This is a genomic window from Dapis purpurea BLCC-M126, from assembly GCF_050015975.1.
GTDB lineage: Bacteria > Cyanobacteriota > Cyanobacteriia > Cyanobacteriales > Microcoleaceae > Trichodesmium.
On the sequence record NZ_JBNHER010000053.1, the window covers coordinates 10,192 to 30,728 of the forward strand.

At 42.7% G+C, this 20,537-nt stretch carries 3 protein-coding genes; all 3 read right to left on the reverse strand.

The window, feature by feature from the left end; genetic code table 11:
• Window positions 1-316: 316 nt before the first annotated feature.
• Window positions 317-16,171: a Tc toxin subunit A-related protein gene (locus ACP6PL_RS05130; protein ID WP_426543232.1), complete on the reverse strand. Its 15,855-nt coding sequence runs from the start codon at window positions 16,169-16,171 to the stop codon at window positions 317-319.
• A gap of 234 nt (window positions 16,172-16,405) precedes the next feature.
• Window positions 16,406-16,864, reverse strand: a complete 459-nt coding sequence (locus ACP6PL_RS05135) for a hypothetical protein (protein ID WP_426543234.1) — start codon at window positions 16,862-16,864, stop codon at window positions 16,406-16,408.
• Window positions 16,865-17,857: 993 nt separating this feature from the next.
• The gene (locus ACP6PL_RS05140) at window positions 17,858-19,654 is read right to left on the reverse strand and encodes a sensor histidine kinase (protein WP_426543236.1); all 1,797 of its coding nucleotides are present in this window, start codon (window positions 19,652-19,654) and stop codon (window positions 17,858-17,860) included.
• Window positions 19,655-20,537 lie beyond the last annotated feature (883 nt).

The following is a 20,537-nucleotide window of genomic DNA, read 5'->3' on the forward strand; positions in this document are numbered from 1 at the left end:
CACTCTCATCTCCCTAGTATTATGTTCGGTTAAATAGTTATTATTAGGACTTACGCAGTAGAACCTATTTTCCTCATTGCGACCGACAGGGAAGCAATCTCAAATCCTGGTTTTTCGTACCTCATGCGTAAGTCCTGATTATAATTAAAGCTCGTAATAGGGCTTCAGCCCCAACTTTAGATAGGGCTAAGAGCTATACTACAAACAAAAACTTTATTTTAAGTCATTATCCGAACATAATATAACAACAGTTTGAGAGAATACAGCTATCAGCTTTTAGCTATCTATAACTATTCACTAATAACTGTTCACTCTCCTAAACCTTTGCTTTGTAAACCAAGATCATCTCAGCATTCTTCAATGTACTGCGATCGCCCTTCAGAGCAAATTTCCAAGTAGTCCCATTCTGCCCCACACTTAAAGTATTCGGCTGTAGGTAAGTATTATTGGGTACTTGCAGATCGTCGTTGATAGTAAAGATAGCTCCACTGCTACCTCCTTTGTACTCATAGCGCATGAACAAGCCAATAATCTTGCTACTCATCATATTGGGGAACATACTGCGAGTAAAATTAATCTCCATCTCATCAATATCACCAGCGGTGAGTGCCTCCCACTGATCGGGGAAATTGTAGGCCAGATCAAAGAAGCTAGTAGCATGATAAGGCTTGAGAACCCCTTTAACCTCATTAGCAAAACGACTGCCCCCTTGCTTGGCCGTATAGCGCAGCTTGATGGTAACATCTAGGAGATCGGCCGGGTTGTAAGATCCTTTCATGCCATTGAGTTCCAAGCGCCAGTTGGAGACTGCTCCCGTTCCCTCAAAAGGAAGGTAACGCTCATCCCCAAAATTCAACTCGAACATACCGTTATTTTCCGTGTACTGGTCCACATGGGAAAGTGCCACCTGTTGATTAGCCCGCCAGTTTGCCCGCACATTGGTGGTAGGTTCATTGGAGGGATTAATCAGGTGTTTCACCGCCTTGATATCCGTATCCATCACCAACTTGTGATTCAGTTGAGTTAGAGTTGCATTGATACTTTGACCTTCCCCAATATCAAAAGCAAGGGAGATAGTTTTAATCTGGCGCTTGTAATGACCAGGGAAATCATAATCAAATAACTCCTCGCTTAAGCGGAAAGTACAGACTGCTTTAGTTTTGAGAGCTAATAAAGCCATAGGATCGGTTTCCAGCAGCGAAATATTCTTGGTGATTTCCAGACTACGGGTATTCATTTCCATGTAAGCCTTTTCCATGCGATCTAGATCCAGCTCAAGCTGCGCCCCAGACAGCAGTCCTTTTTTCTGACTATCCCAGTACATTCCGCCGATATAGTTCACCTCACCTGCCTTAACTCCATGCTCAAAAATAAAGGCTTGTTCCGCTTGCTTGGCATAATCATGGGCAAGTTTATAGGTTTGGTAAAACAGACCCGAAATCTTACCGCTCATCCAATTATAGAGTTCCAAATTAGAGAACTTACCCTTCATAAACTTAGCGATCGCTTCCTGGTTTTCCATCTCCTTCTGATGCACCAGCAACTCCTGTTTTGCCACAGTGATGCTATGTTTTTGAGCAGCAATTTGATGCTTGATTTGTTCTATTTCGCTGGTAGCCATTTTCTGTTGCAGTTTCCAGTCTTGCTCAGAACGCTTGAATTGAGCAACCACTCCAGCGACTTCACCAGCCATACTGAGTCCTTCAGCGATAGATTCAGTGGATTCCCCAAACTCGCCTAACATTGCACCTACGTTTCGCCCCCCAGAAGTCACCCCAAAGCTGAAAGGCCCAGCAGTAAATTGCGGTACGACATAGGACAAACCACTAACAATCTTGCTTAATACTACCAAACCGTGAATTGCAGCAGCAGCAGTCATCATAGCGATTTGATTCGTCTCCTCAGGTAAATAACCCTTATTGATCAGATCCGTATAGTGAGACTTTTGATCCTCTGCACTCTTTTTGGTTTCTTCTAGGTTCAACAAGGAAACTTCTGCTTCCTTGATCTGCTCCTCTTTGATCAGAGTCATCATGTCATGAATAACTGACTCCTGTTTATTTTGCAGCAGACTAAGTTCTTCTGCATCTTTCTTCTCCAAGGCAGACAGGAGGGCATCACCCAATCCTTTCAGTTTACCCACCAAGTCACGAGCTTTTGCCATCAGGGAACTGAAACGGTAATCTGGCACACTAGCTGCACCCATTGCCATGGCAGCAGCCCCAGCAATACTAGCTCCTCCGGCAACTGCACCTACCAATGCCATAGGGTCAATAGGCGGCTGGAATAAAGGTAATGGCTGGGCAACACCATCAATGTTCAGGCAAGCGCGAATCTTAGCGAGTCGGTCTTCTACCCGCGTCCAATACTCCGTAAAGAGTTCGTTTTCCTTGAGGTAGAAGTAGGGGTTAGTAATGGTATCAAACTGAAGGGCAGCAAAGCTGAGACTTTGTTCGTACTGGATATTATCGTTGGTAGTCCTGTTTTCTAACTCAATGAGAAAGTCATAGTCTTCACTGTTAGCATAATATTCATTTTCAGCAAAGCCACTATAGCTTGTAGTATTCTCCAGCACGACTCGACCAATACTTTCTGGCTTTTCACCCAAGATATCGTAGGCGAGGATATAGAGCATTCGCGCCTCATTGATACTCTCCCTGGTGTACTGACGGAAAAGCATATCTCCCCAATCAAGGAGGTTATCAATATAGCGCATAACGATCGCTTTCCGGTAGGCAAGGGGACGCAGTGCTGCAATGGCATGAGGATCGAAGGGATCTGAAAAATACACTGCTAGTTGGGCACTGTAGTTGTTCATCAGACCAATACGGTATTCGAGTTTTTTGATGACTTCCATTACTTCCTGCATTTCGCTTTGCCAGGTAGCCAGCAATGCTTTGTCGCTGCTAGAACTAACTGCATTGGTATTCAGCCCAATAATTTCACTTTCCATAGTTGTGAAAGTTGACCATTGCTCGATATTAAGAAGTTTATCCACATCATTGAAACCCTCTTCATATAGGGTGATATCCTTGTCACCCAGGAAAACTGCCTGATAAGGAGCTAGCTGTGCGGCTAGTGCTGACAATGCATCTTTAGCTGATTGCAAAGGGGTTTGATCAAGGCTTGATGTAATCCCTTGTATGATATCGGTTTTTGTTTGGCTGTCAATTAACTCACTGGCAAGTGCTTCCTCTATTTGTGCAACCAGTGTTGTATCAGAAAATTCAACATTATTCTGATCGAGTACCCTCTCACCAGCGCTATCAAAAATAATAACATGATAGTTGGAATTATCTGTTTTTGCCACTGCTACCAGCTTATTTCCATTAGATGATGAAATTTCATCAGTGTTGCTAAGTAACAGGTCATACTCCTTTAGTATAAGGGTCTCAAAAGCCTCCAAGTCGCCACCAAGGCTACCCATTAAAGCATCCGGATCTGCTGCCAAGAAAGGCAAGAATTTCCAGTAATCCATGACTTCAGTGGGATCAAAAATATATTCATACCACTCCTTAGCATATTCAAACTGCTGGTCGGTATTCAGGGTTTGGGCAATGAGGAACGGAGCATGGAAAAAGACTTCCCAGTAGTAAATGCCGTTGGCGCTGTTGAAGTCTAGATGGGTGTTGATCGGTTCGGTATTGAACTTACCCTCTTCCATCTGAATGTTGCTCGGACTGGAATTTTGGGTGCTGATAGTGGGAGATTCATTAATCTCCTGGGTAGACATCTGTAGAAGTTCTTTAATACCGCCAGCAAATAGGATTTGGTTCAGTTGTTCAGCGGTACTAGAGGTGAGACGAATGACCTCATACTTTACACTATCCAGCTCATAGGGTTTAGCGGAATTTGCATCAAGATCGTAGGCATAATAGTTACTGTCTTTAATCAGATAAAGCCTTTCTTGGTTGGTTTGGGTGTTGCTGTCGGTATAGGTATAGTTCAACGCTGACGTCAGCCCACCGGAGCGGATATCTGATGGCATATTGCCCCAACTGCCCAAGATGGAGTAGGGAATCCCTAGGTTCGTAGATCCACTCACATTTTGGTCCAGACGATAGTACTCTGTGCTAGAGAAGAGATATACATAGTAATTGCTTTTATCGTCACTGGGGATAGTGAAGGCTGCGTCAATATTATTACTTAGATTTTGGGGCGTAATGAAATATTTCAAGTCCTTGATTAGCTCTTCTTGAGGGTCGATCAAGTAGCTACGATAAAGACTTTTGTAATTACTCGTTACATCCCCTATAGAATTTTCCAAGGAATCTCGGACTGCTGTTAATTTGGTAATAACGCTTTCCACATCGTCAGTTGTTTCTGCATTTTGCAGATTCTGATACTCAACTTCTAGGTATGCAATGGTATTATTAAGAATGGTGTACGATCCTCCCAGAATACTGCTGTGAGCCTTCCAAGTATTGAGGTTATTAATGAGATTCGGAATCCGCCATGCCTGACTAATAGCTTCATTTAGAGAGAACACTGCCTGGTAGGTTTGGGGAGAACTACTATCGATAAAGGTAGGAATAGTTCCACTCTCTAGGGTGTATTGGTAATACTCAGTTCCCACAATCAGATAGAGAGAACCTCCGGCCACATAGGCAGCATCTACCCGCTGCTGGCTTTGTAAGGTTGTGAAGGAAACCGCTCCCCATACTCCTAAAGTGGTAAGGGTTTCCTCTGTATCACTGCGATAATATTCCTGGGCTGCATTGTTGAACAGATATGAAACGGGGTTGCCCGAACCATCAGTTTCGGAGGAAGTGAAGGCAGCATCAACGGTTGTCCATTGGGGAAAGCCTTCATTGTTATTCGATAAAGTTTTGGGATAGTTGCTCTCAAGGGTGAAGGCAAGGTTATTAATGGAATAGCGATAGTATTGAGTACCGCAGAATAGGTAGAGGGTGCCAGATGTTGTTCCCACTTTACCAGTTCCAATTAAGGCAGCATCAACCCCATCAATGCGGTAATGCTGTTTGTCTGTATTGAGATAGTCCGATAGGATTAAATCACTCAAACTACCGCTGTTGCTTCCTGCCTTGAGGGCATCAAGAATATCTTCAGGGAGTTGGTTGAGGTTGAAGCGATGGTAAGTATTAGAGTCCGTGACAATGAAGATACTGTCACTGGTGGTGAAGGCGGCGGTAACATTAACCCCGGTGTCGTACAGAGATTGTCCTGTACTGAAACTTACTCCCGAACCTTCTCCATAGTTAGTCTCCCCAGAGGACTTACTCCAGGTTTTGACTATACTACCGTTGCTCTCGCCACTACTATCGTTATAGAAGATAAGGCTATAGGTTGTGCCATTGCTATGGGTATAATCGAATCCGGCAACGTAATCAATGGTTTCTGCCCAAGGACTAACCTCCTCAATGATTTGTTCGAAGACACTTGGAACTTCAAGCGACGAAATTTCGTCTCCAGTTTTCTTTGCATACCGCTTGGTTTTGGTGTTATCATTCGCAATTGTCCAGAGACCATCATCAATTTTCATCATAACAGCGAGGTCTGCATCGGAGCCGGAAATTGTATATTCTCCAACAATGGTATTAAGAAGGGTCTTCACTGTTGCACTGGCTTGTACAGTTTGGCTGCCATCGGCGTTGTAGACTGTGTAAGTATAAGTTCCACTCTCTTCGGTAACTAGATGTAAAGTATTGTCAACTATGATAGCTGCAAACAGATCGCTAAAGAGTCGAACGGACAAACCGAAAATTTGATCCAGACTGATCGTTTCCCTAGTATCACTCCGCAAGACAGTCCCCGTGGCATTGTTGAACCAGAAAGTTACATTATTATGGGTAAAGGCTGCGTTAACAGTTGTCCAATCATCAGGTACACTATCAATGATTTCTGATAACTTCTGGGGACCCACCGCCAAGGCAGAAAAGGAGCCAGTGTATTCATAGATGGTGTCATCCAGGGTTAAATAACTGGAGCCATTGGCAACAAAAGCAGAATCAACGTTACCACTGGTTTGCATTGCACTGGCAGTGCTTTGAGCGATGCCCCAGCGACTGCTGATAGCAGCAGCTTCTTGGGTTACAGTGCCATTAGAGTCAACAGTCAGGTAAGTGCCATTATCTAGGAAGAAGTAAACCTCACCTCCTTCAAAGACCTGCACCGCAGCAGTAATAGTCGTTCCAGCGGGAATATTTTTGAAAAAGCTATCCCCTCCTAAAGACTGCAATTCTGTGTTCCCAGATATCGAAGTTTCATCAGGTTTGACCAGAAAACCACAACCATTGTGGTTATAGGCAAACCAAGGCCCATCCATGGAGTTAGCAGCATTGTAGTTGAGCATTACCACGTTCTCTTCCTCAATGTCCCCTTCGTTGAATAATTCCTTGAACAGTTCCTGTCCCCGATTCTCAATGCTTTGGGGAGTCGCACTCTGGGAGTAGAGTTCTGGGGTGAGGTTAAAGGCTTTATAGTTTGGCCCGTAGTAGGTGGAAGTGTTGGAAGAATAGGTGGCGCTGGTGTAGTAGCGGACACTAATGTAGATGTTTTCGTAGTTGTGGCTGGTGTTGTTCTGGGTCAACTTGTTGGAGTTCTCTACGAATAGATCCACCTTAGCGAGATATTGGGAAAATTTTAAGGTGGTTACATCATTGAAGGTAGTTTGCAAAGTTTGGGGTTGACTCCAACGCTTGTTGAGGTTGTAGAAAGAGTAGTAAACCTTGATTTCGCGATAGCTGTTGCCGGAGGAGGAAACCGTTTGATTGCCGTCCCCTTGGTCACTGGTGGTAACAATTGCCGAAGAGGGGTTTTCGGAACTTTCTTCTACCACCGCCCAGAAAACAAAGACGCGGTTAAAGGCATAAACTGGTTCCACATGGATAGCTTCGATGGAGATGTCCAGTTCTTCCCAGGGGTCCCAGATAGCTTGGGAACTGTTGCCATCTACAAAAGTGCCAAAGCGGTAAAAATAGCGTATGGGGTTAGTACGGGTGCGACCAAAGAGAACGAGAACTTTGTCATCAGTACCAGAACTACTGTCGTCGTAGACATAACCCCCGGCGATGGTGAGTTCTGAAACTTCTGTAAAGCTGTCGAGATATTTGAAATAGGCTTCTTCGACGGTATCTTCAGTCAGTTCTCCTTGGGAGAGGCTTTCTTCTAGAGCTTGAAAGCCACTGGTTTTTACGTCTTTATCCCGAAGTTCGGGACGAATATAGTTCTCTGGGTAGAGGAATACTTTACGGTTTGCTTCCCAAACCCGGTAATTTTGCAACCATTCCCACCGTTCCTTAAGAACTTTGCGCATTTCCTGTTGATCGCTGGCATCCAGGTCAATATCCTCAAGGTTCATAAAGTACCGATGGATATAAAGTTGAACAGCAGCGATCGCTTCTTTAATGCGAGAGGTTTCTGCAATGCTATCCATCTGGATGTCAATGAGTAATTTTTGGTAAAGCTGGCGAGTGTTATTCACATCGTCATCATTAGCGATAACATAGGGAACCAAAGCATCCCGCTTTAGGGTGTTTACCTCATTAGTAATCTGCTTGACCAGGGTTTCGTAATTGTTATTACAGTCCACAGAAACCAACAGGTCGTAAGCGCCCGTAGCCGCAGTGGCCACGTCAGACTGATTTTCGACCATGGCACTGGGGTCATATAGCGGCACCCAAACATCGTTATAGAATGCCGACACATCCACCCGCAGCCGTTGGGTAGTAGCAAGGATATCGTAGAGGCGCAGTACCAGTTCTAGCTGGAAATCCTCTTCAACCACATTTACTTGATTTGCCAGAAAAGCATTGCGCTGTTTAACCCAGCGAACTTCTTCCTTCTCGAAGCTAAAGATGGCAGCCAACTGCATATAAGGTTCCTTAACCTCACCATTTGCCCCACTGACCAATTCTGTCAAGGTGAGGTCGCCTCCAGTAAAGCGTTGATTGAGGTCTTTGAAGCGACTAATGGCATGGATATCGCTCAAAAGATAATCAGACCATTCTCCCCAACGATAAGCCAGAACTTTCACCGGCTTCTCCTCATCATGGTCGCTCATATCTAGGTTGTAGGTGACGAAATTTTCCCCGGTATGGAAATAGATTTCATCTTCAAATTTGAACACAGTATTTACCCCTACCTCGGTGAGAATACTTTGGGTATCCAGTTGAGGCCAAATTTCAGTGATGTCGCGGGGAAATTCCTCATCTACATAGCGAGGCTCGTCGTAGCGGTTGAGGGCAAAGAGTTCAGCCGTGTTGCTGTAACGCACAAACTGTAGACCCTTGAAAACTAATAATCCCCCTTCTTTATCTATATAGGCTCCATCAATGCTCAGATCGCTCTCATTGATAAAGGTATTGTCCAGATAGCCCCAAACGTCGTTGATATTTCCGAGAGTATTATTGTTGTTAGGAGCAACATGGAGATAAGTCTGATCATTGAATAGCACCAAACCTAGGTCACTGGAATAAAACCCCGCATCAATGCCGTTGCGATAATCTTCCGGCAACTGCGAGTCTTCTAAGTCCAGATTCAGCAGATCCTTTTCTTCGGCATAGAAACTTTCCCCAAGGATTTTGGGATAACCCTCGTCGATATACCGGTAATAGTCTCCCCGGTATTGATGGGCTATATCCTGCTTGACAGTATAACGAATATATTGTTCACCAGAGAACAGATAGGTTACATACAAGTCTTCCCCACTTTCTGGATCTTCGGCTTCTACCACAAAGGCACTATCTACATAGCCTCCCTGGGTAAAGTTATTTTCCACTTGACCTAAACCATCAATTTCATAGATCACATATTTGTTCGGGCTACCGGTAAAGACGGTATCAGCCGTAAAGAAATATAAACAACGTCCGTTGTCCAACAAGCCATCAAAGAACGATATTGGATCTGTTGCATATTCTTCTTCTACCTCATCCAAATGCTGTTGGAACTCCTTGGTCATAAAGGCAAAAGCTGGCTCATTCCGCAGATAGGTAGCAATTTCCTTCGGATAGCCTTCGTCCACATAACGGTACTCACGACTGCTATAGCGTACATAGGAATCTCCAGCAAACAGATAGGTGCTGCGATCTGTAGGATTCACCCAGGCAGCATCGACCCCATCCTCAAAAATATTCTTTTGCAGACCCCAATAATCTTTGATGTCAAAAATTTCCCACTGGTTATCATTGTTGTAAGTCGCATAGCGTTCCTGGCTAAAGAGGTAGACCTTGCTATCCTTACCCAAAAACCCAGATTTCAAGGTTTTGAAATCGGTTTTGTTAAATGGAATACCAGGATAAAGCAGCTCTAGGAACTGCGGAGCGCTCCAGTTTTGGGTATTGAGATTCAAGCTGATAAAATGCTGGTCGCTGATAAAGATCAGATTATCTTCATGGACAAAAATAGCATCAATATCCCCATTGGCTAGGTCAAAGCCTTCCCGCTTATAGGCAGTAGGGATATCCCACAGACTGTCATCCCCTTGATATAATCGACCGGGTTTTTCATAGCTATCTTTGGTGTAGTGTAGATAACGGAAGTTACCATTGGCATCGGAACGCTCAAACAGAAATGTATCTTCTCTCCAGACATAGGCAAGGGCAACGTTATTCAGACCTCGCCATTTGTCACTGATGCGTCGGGGAGGATAGGTCACGGTACTGTCGGTATAGGTGTCGGTGTTATACTCCACAAACCATTCCCCAGAAAAGACATAAGTCACCCCATCCCGACCTACAAAGGCTGCATCAATGGTTTCTTGGTCATAAATTGGATTGCGCGATCGCCCCCAAACATCGGCAATGGTAAAGCTTTGTTCTAGCTCCACATCATAGTATTTGTTCCCGGCAAACACATAACTCTTGCCATTAGTACCATGGAGTACCGCATCAACATCGGTCATCACCTTTCCATCAGCATTCAGGATATCCTCGGCTCGTTGCACCGTCCGGGGAGTCTGTGGTTCCTTAGTTATATATTGGTCTTCGAGATGGTTGACTTTGTACCAAATCTTGTTGTCACTCTCGGTTTCAGTTATGAGCAGATAGTTGACTCCCCCTTCCTGAGCTACCGCTTCCACATTGGTAAAGGTCTCATCGTCATATTGCTTGTAGTTGTCCTCATCTCCAATTACGACATGGAAGCTATCTCCCTTAAACAGATAGACCTGGCGTTGGTCGGCAAAGGCAGCATCAATTCCTTTAGGGAAAGTTGTTTGTAACCCTCGGAAGCGGGGTTCATCTTTGAGACGGCTAAGAGAACGGGGATAACCCTCTTCAACAGTATCGTATGTGTATTCACTATCCTCATGTAGATAGCGGAAAAACTGATCGCCAGAAAACAGATAGGTATGCTCGGCCGTCATATCAACCAGTTGACCATTTTCGTCCTGTTCTTCCCAACGAGATTCCACAATCATTGCAGCATCTACTTTACCCGTCCGTTCAATGTTGTTCCGCACCTTACCCCAGAACTTACGAATCAAACGGGGATAGCCATAATCCACGTTGCGCAGTTCAGCATCAGAAAAGCGTAGATATTTGGAGTCATTCGATGTCTCTTCTTGATAGAATAGATAGGTTTTGCCGTCTTTACCCATGAAGGCTGCCACCACCCGCTCATTGGCTAAACCATTGACCTGCCGATCCCATTGCTCGGAGAGGACTTTGGGTTCTGACCACCAGCGATTGATATGGTCATGCTCAATATAATAGTAGGTATAATTTACGCCATCAGACTCTTCATCAAGATAACGGTAGAACAGATATACTTTACCTTCTGGCCCATTCATCACTGCGTCAATCTGGAAATTCTCATCCCCATTGGTGACACTGTAGGGTAGACTCCAGAAGTCGTCGTTCACAATTGCAGGGAAAACTTCTATTTCCTCAACATCTGGTCGGTTTGCCAGTACCGTTTCAATGACGCGAGCATTAGGATCTTCTTCATCTACCTCCAGATAATCGTCCTCATCCCTGTGCAGTGTAGAATAGCGCACATAAACATTCTCTGTCGTTGTTGTCGTCTCCACCTCATCTTCAGTGGTAGTCTCGGTAGTCTGAGTACCAAACAGATAGGTTTTGTTTCCGAGTACAAAGGCACCCGTGACAGTGGTTAAGCCTTCCCAATCTTCGGTTATTTTCCGGGGGAACCCGTCATCCACCTGAGAGTAATCACTCCCGGAGTAGCGCACATATTGTTCGCCTGAGAATAGATAAGTGTAACCATCTAAACCTACAAAGGCTGCATCAACCTTACCAAAATTTGCAATATCATTGGCAACCTTGCCCCACATTTGGCGGGTTTCTTGGGCTTCATACTCTGTTGCGGGAGTTCCATCTGTTATGGGAATGGTGACATACTCATCATCCCGGAAGAGATAGATAGTACCGTTCCAGCTACCAAGTGCTGCATCAATGCCAGAAACAAATTCATCGGGCAAGCCAGTAAATTCCTGGTGTATTCCTTTGGGATAACCATCCTCCGGTTGTAAGTTTGCTAGCTCAATACTTCCAGTATATTTAGCTACTTTATTCTCCAGGAACAAGAAGTAGCTGCCCTGACTAGCTAAGGCAGCATCAATGTGGGTAGGGTGACCAAAGTTGTATTCCCGATGTCCCCATTTTTCCGCTACAGGTCGCACCCGACCATCTTCTGAAGAGACATAGCGATCGCCTAAGAAAGCATAACTGTAATCATCCACCCCATCAAACATCGGACCTAGATCGCGATAGAAACTGTCAGGCAGTTGAATAGGAAGGTTTTCATCGTTCCAGTCTTCAGCGATGGATTTGGGATAACCCTGATCCACCTTGAGGTCAGAGGAAAGGGGTGAACCTACAGAGCCTAAATCCGAATACCGCACATATTTATCGTTGGCAAACAGGAACAAGCGGCCCTCTGTATCTACATAGGCAGCATCAATCATCTCCAGATTTTCAAAATCATTATCCACCTGACCAAAATGGTTGTCCCGCTTATCCCAAGCGTCACTATCGGCATACCGAACGTAGTGAGACTCGCCACTGACAATTACCCAGGTGCCGTGGCGATCGATAAAGGCTGCATCCACTTGACTGAGATTCTCTTCTTCCTCAAACAACTGACGAATAGGGTCTTCCTTCAGGCGCTTCTGCAATCCTTCATCTTCTTTTTGCAGGTCGATCAGGTCTTGGTCGTCTTCATTCTCTAGGTCGATATCTTTTTTATCAATCAGCGTGTAGTCTTCGGCGAGGTATATCCAATAATAATCATCCTTGAAGATATAGATAAACTCTTCCGTTTCTAATAGAGTATCCACACTGGTAATTGGATCGCCATTGCTATCATCAGGTAAAATCAGGTCTTCAGGGAATTTAGCTACCAGATCCTGATCCTCCAAAGCCAGGTCAATCTCGTTAATATCCAACTGTTGTTGTTTGATCAACAATGCTAACTGGCGAATTCGCTTCACCGCCTGAGTGTAGTGCATATTCTCGGGTAGCTCTTCGAGATGTCCCAGAGCATTGGCATCTTCTAACAACGGTCGTAACCAAGCGAAATGTAAATTTTCTTCCGTCTTAAATATCGCTTTGGACAAAGCTTTAACCCCATCTGAGTCAATTCCCAATACTCCTTGTAACTGTTCAACAATACCGTTTTCCTGGTTCTCACTGTTATCTTTTAAGGCTTGGTCAACCGCTTTTACAGTGCTATCAATAGCTTGCGCCACATCGTACAATAGGAAGAAAACTTCTAGGTTGTAATCTTCAAAAGCAGGGATACTGAAGCTTGCTGCATTTTCAGGTATCAAGAAAAATGGAATTTGTTCAGCGTTCAAGAGACCTCGATAGTCCAATACACCAATGGCGGTTAAGTTTTGCTTTAAAGCCTGGATTTCTTCAGGATCAAAGTCTAAGGCCGTTAGCTTCTTATCCTGGAGGCGATATTGGTCAGCATAGTTGACTATCCCTGCGAGATGATCGAATATGATCGCTGATTGACTAGCATCAAAGTAGGATCGTAAATTAAAACTTTCGCGGTTGCTTTCTTCTTTAAAGAATGCAATGGCTTCAGAGTTCAATTCATTATCATTCAAAAAAGATTCTTCGAGATCTGCATAAACCCAGTGAGATACTATTTTTGCTGAAATTTTACCCAGTTCTGCTCTATCAACCTGTAACCAAGTCTCCTTGTCCACCGCAATGGCATCTTTCAAGGCTTTGCAAATTGCCTCTCGATGGGGATAAAACTTGAGAGCTAGTTCCATCATCTGGGGCGTTTCAGCGGCAATGCGCATCTTGTCAATGACAAACATCTGCTTATCAATGTAGCGGTTCATCTGGAGATTCTGAAGCAAATCTTGGAGAGCTACCGGCGTTAGCTCCAGAGCCGTAAACATCTGTTCGCTGATTTTTACTTTGCTGGCTGCAAATTTATCAAGTTGTACCTTGAGAACCCGGTAAACTTGATCGGTTAGCTCCTCAAGTCCGGTATATAGATCTAAGTCCCTGGCATTGCTCTCATCACCGAAAAATTCTACATCCCTAGCAAAGCCCTCCTCATCAATGTAGCCGTTGTAAATCAGAGTATCGTGGAGTTCTCGCACATCTGCTGCCGAAAGGCCGAGTTCCTGAAAATCAGATTTAAACACCTGCACTTCAATGGTGTCGCCTTCTTCAAGTTTGCCAGTCGCCTCTTCTTGGTAAATGCGGTGAAAGATATCAAACACATCTTGCTGAATCTCGATGAAATCATACTCCAACATAAATTCGTGCAGCGGTGGCAACTTGCCATCTTCCAGGTTAGCAAGCAGGATTTTTCCACTACCATCGATCACTTGATGATTAACCAGATTCTTGAAAATTTTCTCTTCTAACTTGGTCTCAAGCTGCAAATCAACAAATTCGTAATCGTAAACCCACACCAGTTGCTCAATAAATTCATGGGTCAGTGCCTGAATTTCACGGGGTTTATAGGCCATCAGGAGGTTGTGACGTTCTTTGGGAGCCATTGGCATCTGCTTGTAGTGCATATCCTGCATTTTGTATTTTTTATATGCACTATGCTTTTTATACTTTTTATGCTTTTTACGATGACTCCGCTGACAAGCCCATCGAGGTTTGTCAGGTTCCATCTCCCCATAACGCTCTTTAATCAAGTTAAAGGCAAAGTGAGAAGCTCGTTCATCGCCGAGGGCTTCTGTAAGACTATTGGGGCCGATTTCTCCCGCTTTAAAGCTTTGCAAGAGGGTATTATATAGGGCAAGATCCTGAGCATCCTGTTCCTCTTCTGCCTTGTCAGTCATGGGGGCACCATTAGCGATCGTCCACAACATTTCTGCCGAATACCCAAACTCCTTCATCCATTTGGTCAGAGCTATGAGAGATTCAAAGAGCCAGAGCCGGTTGTCTATAGTAGGGCCAGTAATTACGATAGATGAAATCCGATGGTTCCAGTATCCTCCAACATTTGTGGTGTCCTCAGTGTAGGTTTTCTCTTCGCCATTCAAGTTTTCGTCTGCATATACAGTCACACTCCAGCCGTTTGGCACCTTCAACGAAACGATTCTACTGAGATTGCCCAAGTCTGAAAGGTTGTATTTCCCTGGAACCAGTTTATACTCTGTACCCCCATAATTTGTCTTGCCATACACGCTAGCACTGGAGTCCGTACTTTGATAGTAGCCATCCATAAAAATTTCAAAGCATTTTTGGGTACTCGGTGCGTTGTACACAAAGTAAGTATGGGGGTCATATCGACCAATAAAGGGATCTTGTTCCAACAAGTCAAACAGAATGAACAGTTCCAAGAAATGGACATCCAGGGCATCGGACAAGGCACGAATGCGGTAAAGCACATTCAGCAGTTCCCATTCGTTGGCAGTATCTTCCCACAGACTACTATCCGCAACCCCTTCAAACTCCAGGCGTTCTGTAATATTAATTAGATCTGTTTCAGTAAAGCCCAAGGCATGACGCAAACGTTGACGATAGGTATCATTATCATCACTGAACAAATCGTTGTAATACTTGATGTGGGTATATGTGTTATAAGTAGTGTCTTTGTACTGTTCTGGGACGTCCCCCGTTTTACCATCAATGTGGAAATATTTTTCATCAATGGACACGCAGGGCAGGTTAAAAATGCGGTTAAATTGATCTTGGGGTAGATCGTTGTTGGTGCGGCCTATATAGGAAATTTGGCTCAGGATCGCCACAACGTTATCGATTGGCTTTTCCAGGGTTTTGTGGATATAAACAACCTGGGCAATATAGACCAAGGTGTCATCATTTATGGTGGGTATAGCCGTGCTATCCTGACAGCAATGGCGCAGAATATGATCTAACTCCGTAAAGCTCAAACCTATTTTTTGGGCTAACCGCACGAAGCGACTGGTGCGCTCAAACCAAGCGATCGGTATATCAATATCAGTCATGCTTTGATCGCTAATGCTGTACCACTCCAACTTAGTCTCATCATTACTCAGAGTGACGTAGCCATTCTCTCCCATTGTACCAGTGTTAATGTAAAAAGTCTCACGACCAGCTTCAATAATGGAATGGTCAGACGGATCAATGTAGAGATTTTGGTACAGTAGTTCCAGTATCTCCTGGGCTTCTAAATCTGTGGTCTCCATAAAGGTGGAGACTATGGACATATCGCTGATAAAACTACTGTTTGTATAGCCGTAGTATGGAGTGACTAATTCCTCGGTTACCGTAGCTGTTGGTTCTACAAGGGCAGCCCACTCTTTCTCAGACAATCCCAGATATTCCCGCGCTACAGTAATGTAGTCCGTATTAGTAGCAAAGAGGCGACGTAACTCATGGGCAGAAATTCCCAAATGATGCAGATGGTTCTTGATTTTTTCATTGTCCAAGGAAAACGGCATATTGAAGGGGTATGTCGCATCTTCCAGCTTTGTATAGGCATCATCACTGGTATCATTCTCATCCAGCATTTTGATAACTCGCCCTTCTAGTATTTCGTTAACAATATCAAGATAGGGAATTAGAGTGGTCGTATTTTCTGCGTCGAGATCTATATTGTAGATATCATCCCGACGTTCTTTAAAGTCGATAGTGTTGGGGTCAAATTCATCGTCCAATAGTTGCAGTAAGTCAACTAAATAAGCTGCAGGAGAATATACCGAGCGAAATTCATCACCTTGTTTGAAGTCAATGTTACCGAACAAATCTGCATAATTTGGGATATTGGTTAGCATTCCCATATTGGTTACATCCTACTAAATAAATGACTTGGTATTGGAATAAATTAAGTTGGAGTGAAAGGTGTTAATGGTTGTTTTGTCTTCCTATTGGCATTGCTGGAGAGCAGAGAAAATATTTGGTTTTCGAGTTTGTTGCCCGGGCAGAATCTGACTAAACTTCCACTAACCTTATTCAAGTTTTAGAGAAATGGGTTACTTCTTCGGTTAAAAATCTGGAACTGGCGATGTTTAAAACTAAAGGCCAGCAGCGCGGGTGTGTGGCTCTAACTGCTGCACACGAGCCATATACTGGAGCGTAACAGCTTTACGCAGGACAAGAGCCCGACGGTATACCTGTTCAGCCAGTGCGCTGTCATTATTAAATAGTTTTAGATTGTTTTGGATAAAAACTTTTTTCGGTGTACTGGCAATCTGCAACGAGGATTGAATACCGTTTTTTAACAAAGCTTTTGCGAGATCGTCTCGCTCTTTTGGGACAACGCGCAGCATCCGTTGGTAAGCTTTCAGTTGCTTAATTAAGTTCTCTTTCTCATCTTCTCTTAGATTGGGCCATTTATATTTTTCGATATTTGAGGTATGCAGCAAATCAGCTGTGCGCAGGTCTATCTCTTCGTTTTTTTTCATAAAGGCATTCAGTGTTTCGATATCGATTTGAGTTAGTTTTGGCTGTGATTCAACACTCTGTTTGGCCATAGTCGAATTTATTAACCTTTAACCTTAGTGATTTGTACTTTAAAATCAATATAACATTCCTCAATAAGCTCACGGAGTGATTGTGAATTTTTTGTAAAATAGTAGAAGAATTTTTTGTGCAAATTTATGCACATGATTTGTAACGGCTTGTAAACAAAAACGCTATAGAACTAGGTTCCACTTACGCAAACGGCTAGCTTTCCCAGGGAATTTTCAGCTCATATTATCTGCAAATAGCTCGCAAACAAGATTGTCAGCTCAGATTGATTATAAATAGCCTGTAAGATTTTTGATGCCTATATTACAAGCTTTAAAAGACACACTGTTATAACTTTGCAAACAAATGTCTAGACCCAAAACTCAGTCCACAAGGGCAGAGTAGTGTTAATACTCTGTCCATAACATAATTGGGTAGTCCTGTAAATGTAGTAATCAAATTACGGTGAAGTGGTTGTCTGATTATAATGATGAATAATATCAAATCCGGTTGAATACTTATTATATGCTTGGGGAGATGGAGACCAACCCCTAATAACTCTCCAGTGGGGAATTTAGCGAGATATCTATTAAAGTAATTGAAAAAATTATAAATACATATCCTATGACCAGATTTTATGTGCAATTAACCGGATTTAATATAAAATACCAAATAGCTCCCTTTAGGATTTTCTAATTTTTTATAAAAAGATAAACTTTTCCTGACTAACCAAGAAATTCTTTAAATAATTTTACGAATAGTAAGGGCAATAAAAAGATTTTATAGGAGATTTACCTTTGACAAAAAATATGATTTCCCAGTTAAAAAATGATATAGAAGCTATTCCCATACGACTCCTGACTCCTAAAAAGTTCCCTAGCGATTTGTAGAAAACATTTATCAAATTGGTATAATAATACCTTTAATTATTGGTAGCTAATTATCGGGAAAGACATAATATAAATACTACTATTAGAACATTATCGCTCATCTCAAACTTAGTCAGTGCTACAAATTTAACTTCTGACTTCAATTGTACTCTTGGAAAGGTCAGAATATACAGGAAGAGCAATCGCGAATTCTGTACCCTTTCCAGGTTGAGAAATTACTTCTATTTTTCCCCCATGCTTTTCAATAATCTGATAAGAAATTGAAAGACCTAAACCCGTCCCTTTCCCCACTGGCTTCGTTGTAAAAAACGGGTCAAAAATTTTATCTTTGACTTCTGGTGGTATTCCTGGGCCATTATCTCTAATTTTCACAAATACTCGATCTTCAGCTACTTTTTCCGTTTGAATCACAATTTGTTTCGGTTGAATATCTGATTCTAGCATCGTATCAATAGCATTAGCAATAATATTCATAAACACCTGATTTAATTGAGCCGGATAACATTCCACCAAAGGTAAATCTCCATAATTTTTGATAATTTCAACTCCATGTATGAGTTTATGACTGAGAATTAACAGCGTGTTATCAATCCCTTCATGGAGGTCTGCAGATTTTACCTTACTTTCATCCAACCGAGAAAAATTTCTTAGCGATAGTACAATATTCTTAATCCTATCAGTTCCCATCTGCATAGAAGAAATTATCTGGGGCAAATCTGATATGATATAATTAATATCCATCTCAGCCATTAAATTTTCTATTTCCGGATGTGAATCAGGATACAACTTTTGATAAAGATTGAGTAAATCAAAGATATTTTGTGTATATTCCTGAAGAGGCTTGATATTACCATGAATAAAATTGACTGGGTTATTAATCTCATGGGCAACTCCCGCTAACATCTGTCCGAGACTAGACATTTTTTCTGTTTGAATCAGTTGTGCCTGGGTTTGTTGCAGATCTTGCAAAGCTTGTGTCAGTTCTTTCGTGCGTTTTTCTACCCTTTGATTAGCTACCTTTAATTCTTGGGTGTACTCTCCTACCCATTTTATTAGCTGATTGAGAGAAATAGCTAATAACCCTACTTCATCAGTTGTGCTGACTCTAGCTTGCAGGTCAAAATTAGATTCTGCCGTTACCTGTTGGGCAGTTTTAGTCAAAGTCTTGAGAGGACGAGCGATTGCTCGACTGGTATAAAACGCCAAACCAGTAGCGAGCACCACTGATAGCACCATACTGCCAATAATAATTTGTAAGCGCAAGATTTCCGAATGCAGCAGTTGATCGTTAGCTTTAGTTTGTTGTTTCCCTGCAGTATCTATTAGTTGGTTTAAACTTTCTGAGAGCTTTTCAAACTGAATGCGAATTTCAATTGCCTCTTTTCCTGTGTTGGTAGCTAATACTCGTTGCTTGACAACTGGGATATCTTCCTGTTGCAAATTAACCGGATCTATTTCCTGCCAAATTCTCTGCATTAATTGAGCATATAAATCCCATGTCTGACGATAACTTTGCAATACTTCCTGAAAAACTTCCAGCTTGACTACTGATTGACTTGATTGATTTTCAATCAGATTATTGAGAGCAACCATTACTTCTTTTAATTGCTGACTCTTAGCCAAGAATTTAGTGGTTTCATACTTAAACCATACAGAACTGCCAACCACGGCAGCTAGTTGTTGGGGATGGAATTGCACCTGCCAAATAGCACTTTCTAATTCCTTTAACAGATAATACTCATTCTGTATTAATTTTAGCTGTTCTTGGGCTTGTCTTTGGTAATAATCTCCTACAATCAGCCCTACGGTTGTACCCAATACAGCAATACCAACTGCCAGAGAATAACCATAGCCAATTTTTTGGGCAATACTTAAACCTTTACTCCAGCGCTTCACCAAAGAGAAAAGTTTCCCAGTTCTCATACCGAAGACCTCATCAGTAGCCTGTTATCTCCATTACTAAGGTTATCAACGGGAAAAAATTCAATTTTTGTCTCTAAGAGCTCCTCGAAAGCCGTTCTAAATGGTTCATAATCACGCTGTAACTCTTCGAGACCTTGAACATCACTCACCGCAAATAGGAGTTTATCTTTCTCCTTAAGAAGAGAATTGTTATTGCTATGCTGATTATTTGTGGCTGCTGTACAGCCAGAATCAAAGAGGAGAAAATACCAAAGGAAATGACGTCTTAACATAGTATTTATTGATTAAAGTCTCAGGAGTTTCTATCGTAGGGGCTTGGTCACCAAGCTCCTACAGAGAGCGTTGATTTAGTTAAATATTTACGTTGTAAAACGCAATAATTAACTATTTTATCCCTGATTAATAAGTAATATCATGTCCGATTGAATAATTATAAATAAATGAGGGAGGAGTCAGGAGTCAGGAGTCAGGAGTCAGGAGGGAAGAGAGCAGAAAGAAAGTATAAAAATAAGAAAGTTTTTTTGATCACTAATTATCCGGACATGATATAATAGTAATAGGGAGAAACCTAGAGTTACTGCTAAAAGCTTAGGGATAATTGTTAAAGCACTTACCTATCTGGAGACTCTAAACTTGGTTGACAATTTTCCTTACCGAATTATTAATTATTAATTGTTAATTAAATAATTGTGGTTTAAAGCCTCCCCTTGGATAGGGGAAAAAGCGGTTGAGGGATGGCGAGGTCCCCTCGCCATATCCAATCAACCAAGACAGCGGTCGTTTGCGGAGCAGTCCGTTAGGATGGGATGCCGAGGTCTCCCGCTCTTGCAGAGCCGCGAACGCTTTTCATGTCGCGCAGCGAAACGGCATATCCAATCGACCA

Excerpts from the sequence above, each read along its gene's own strand:
- ACP6PL_RS05130 (WP_426543232.1), bottom strand. The coding sequence starts at position 16,171 with ATGGGAATGCTAACCAATATCCCAAATTATGCAGATTTGTTCGGTAAC.
- ACP6PL_RS05135 (WP_426543234.1), bottom strand. The coding sequence starts at position 16,864 with ATGGCCAAACAGAGTGTTGAATCACAGCCAAAACTAACTCAAATCGAT.
- ACP6PL_RS05140 (WP_426543236.1), bottom strand. The coding sequence starts at position 19,654 with ATGAGAACTGGGAAACTTTTCTCTTTGGTGAAGCGCTGGAGTAAAGGT.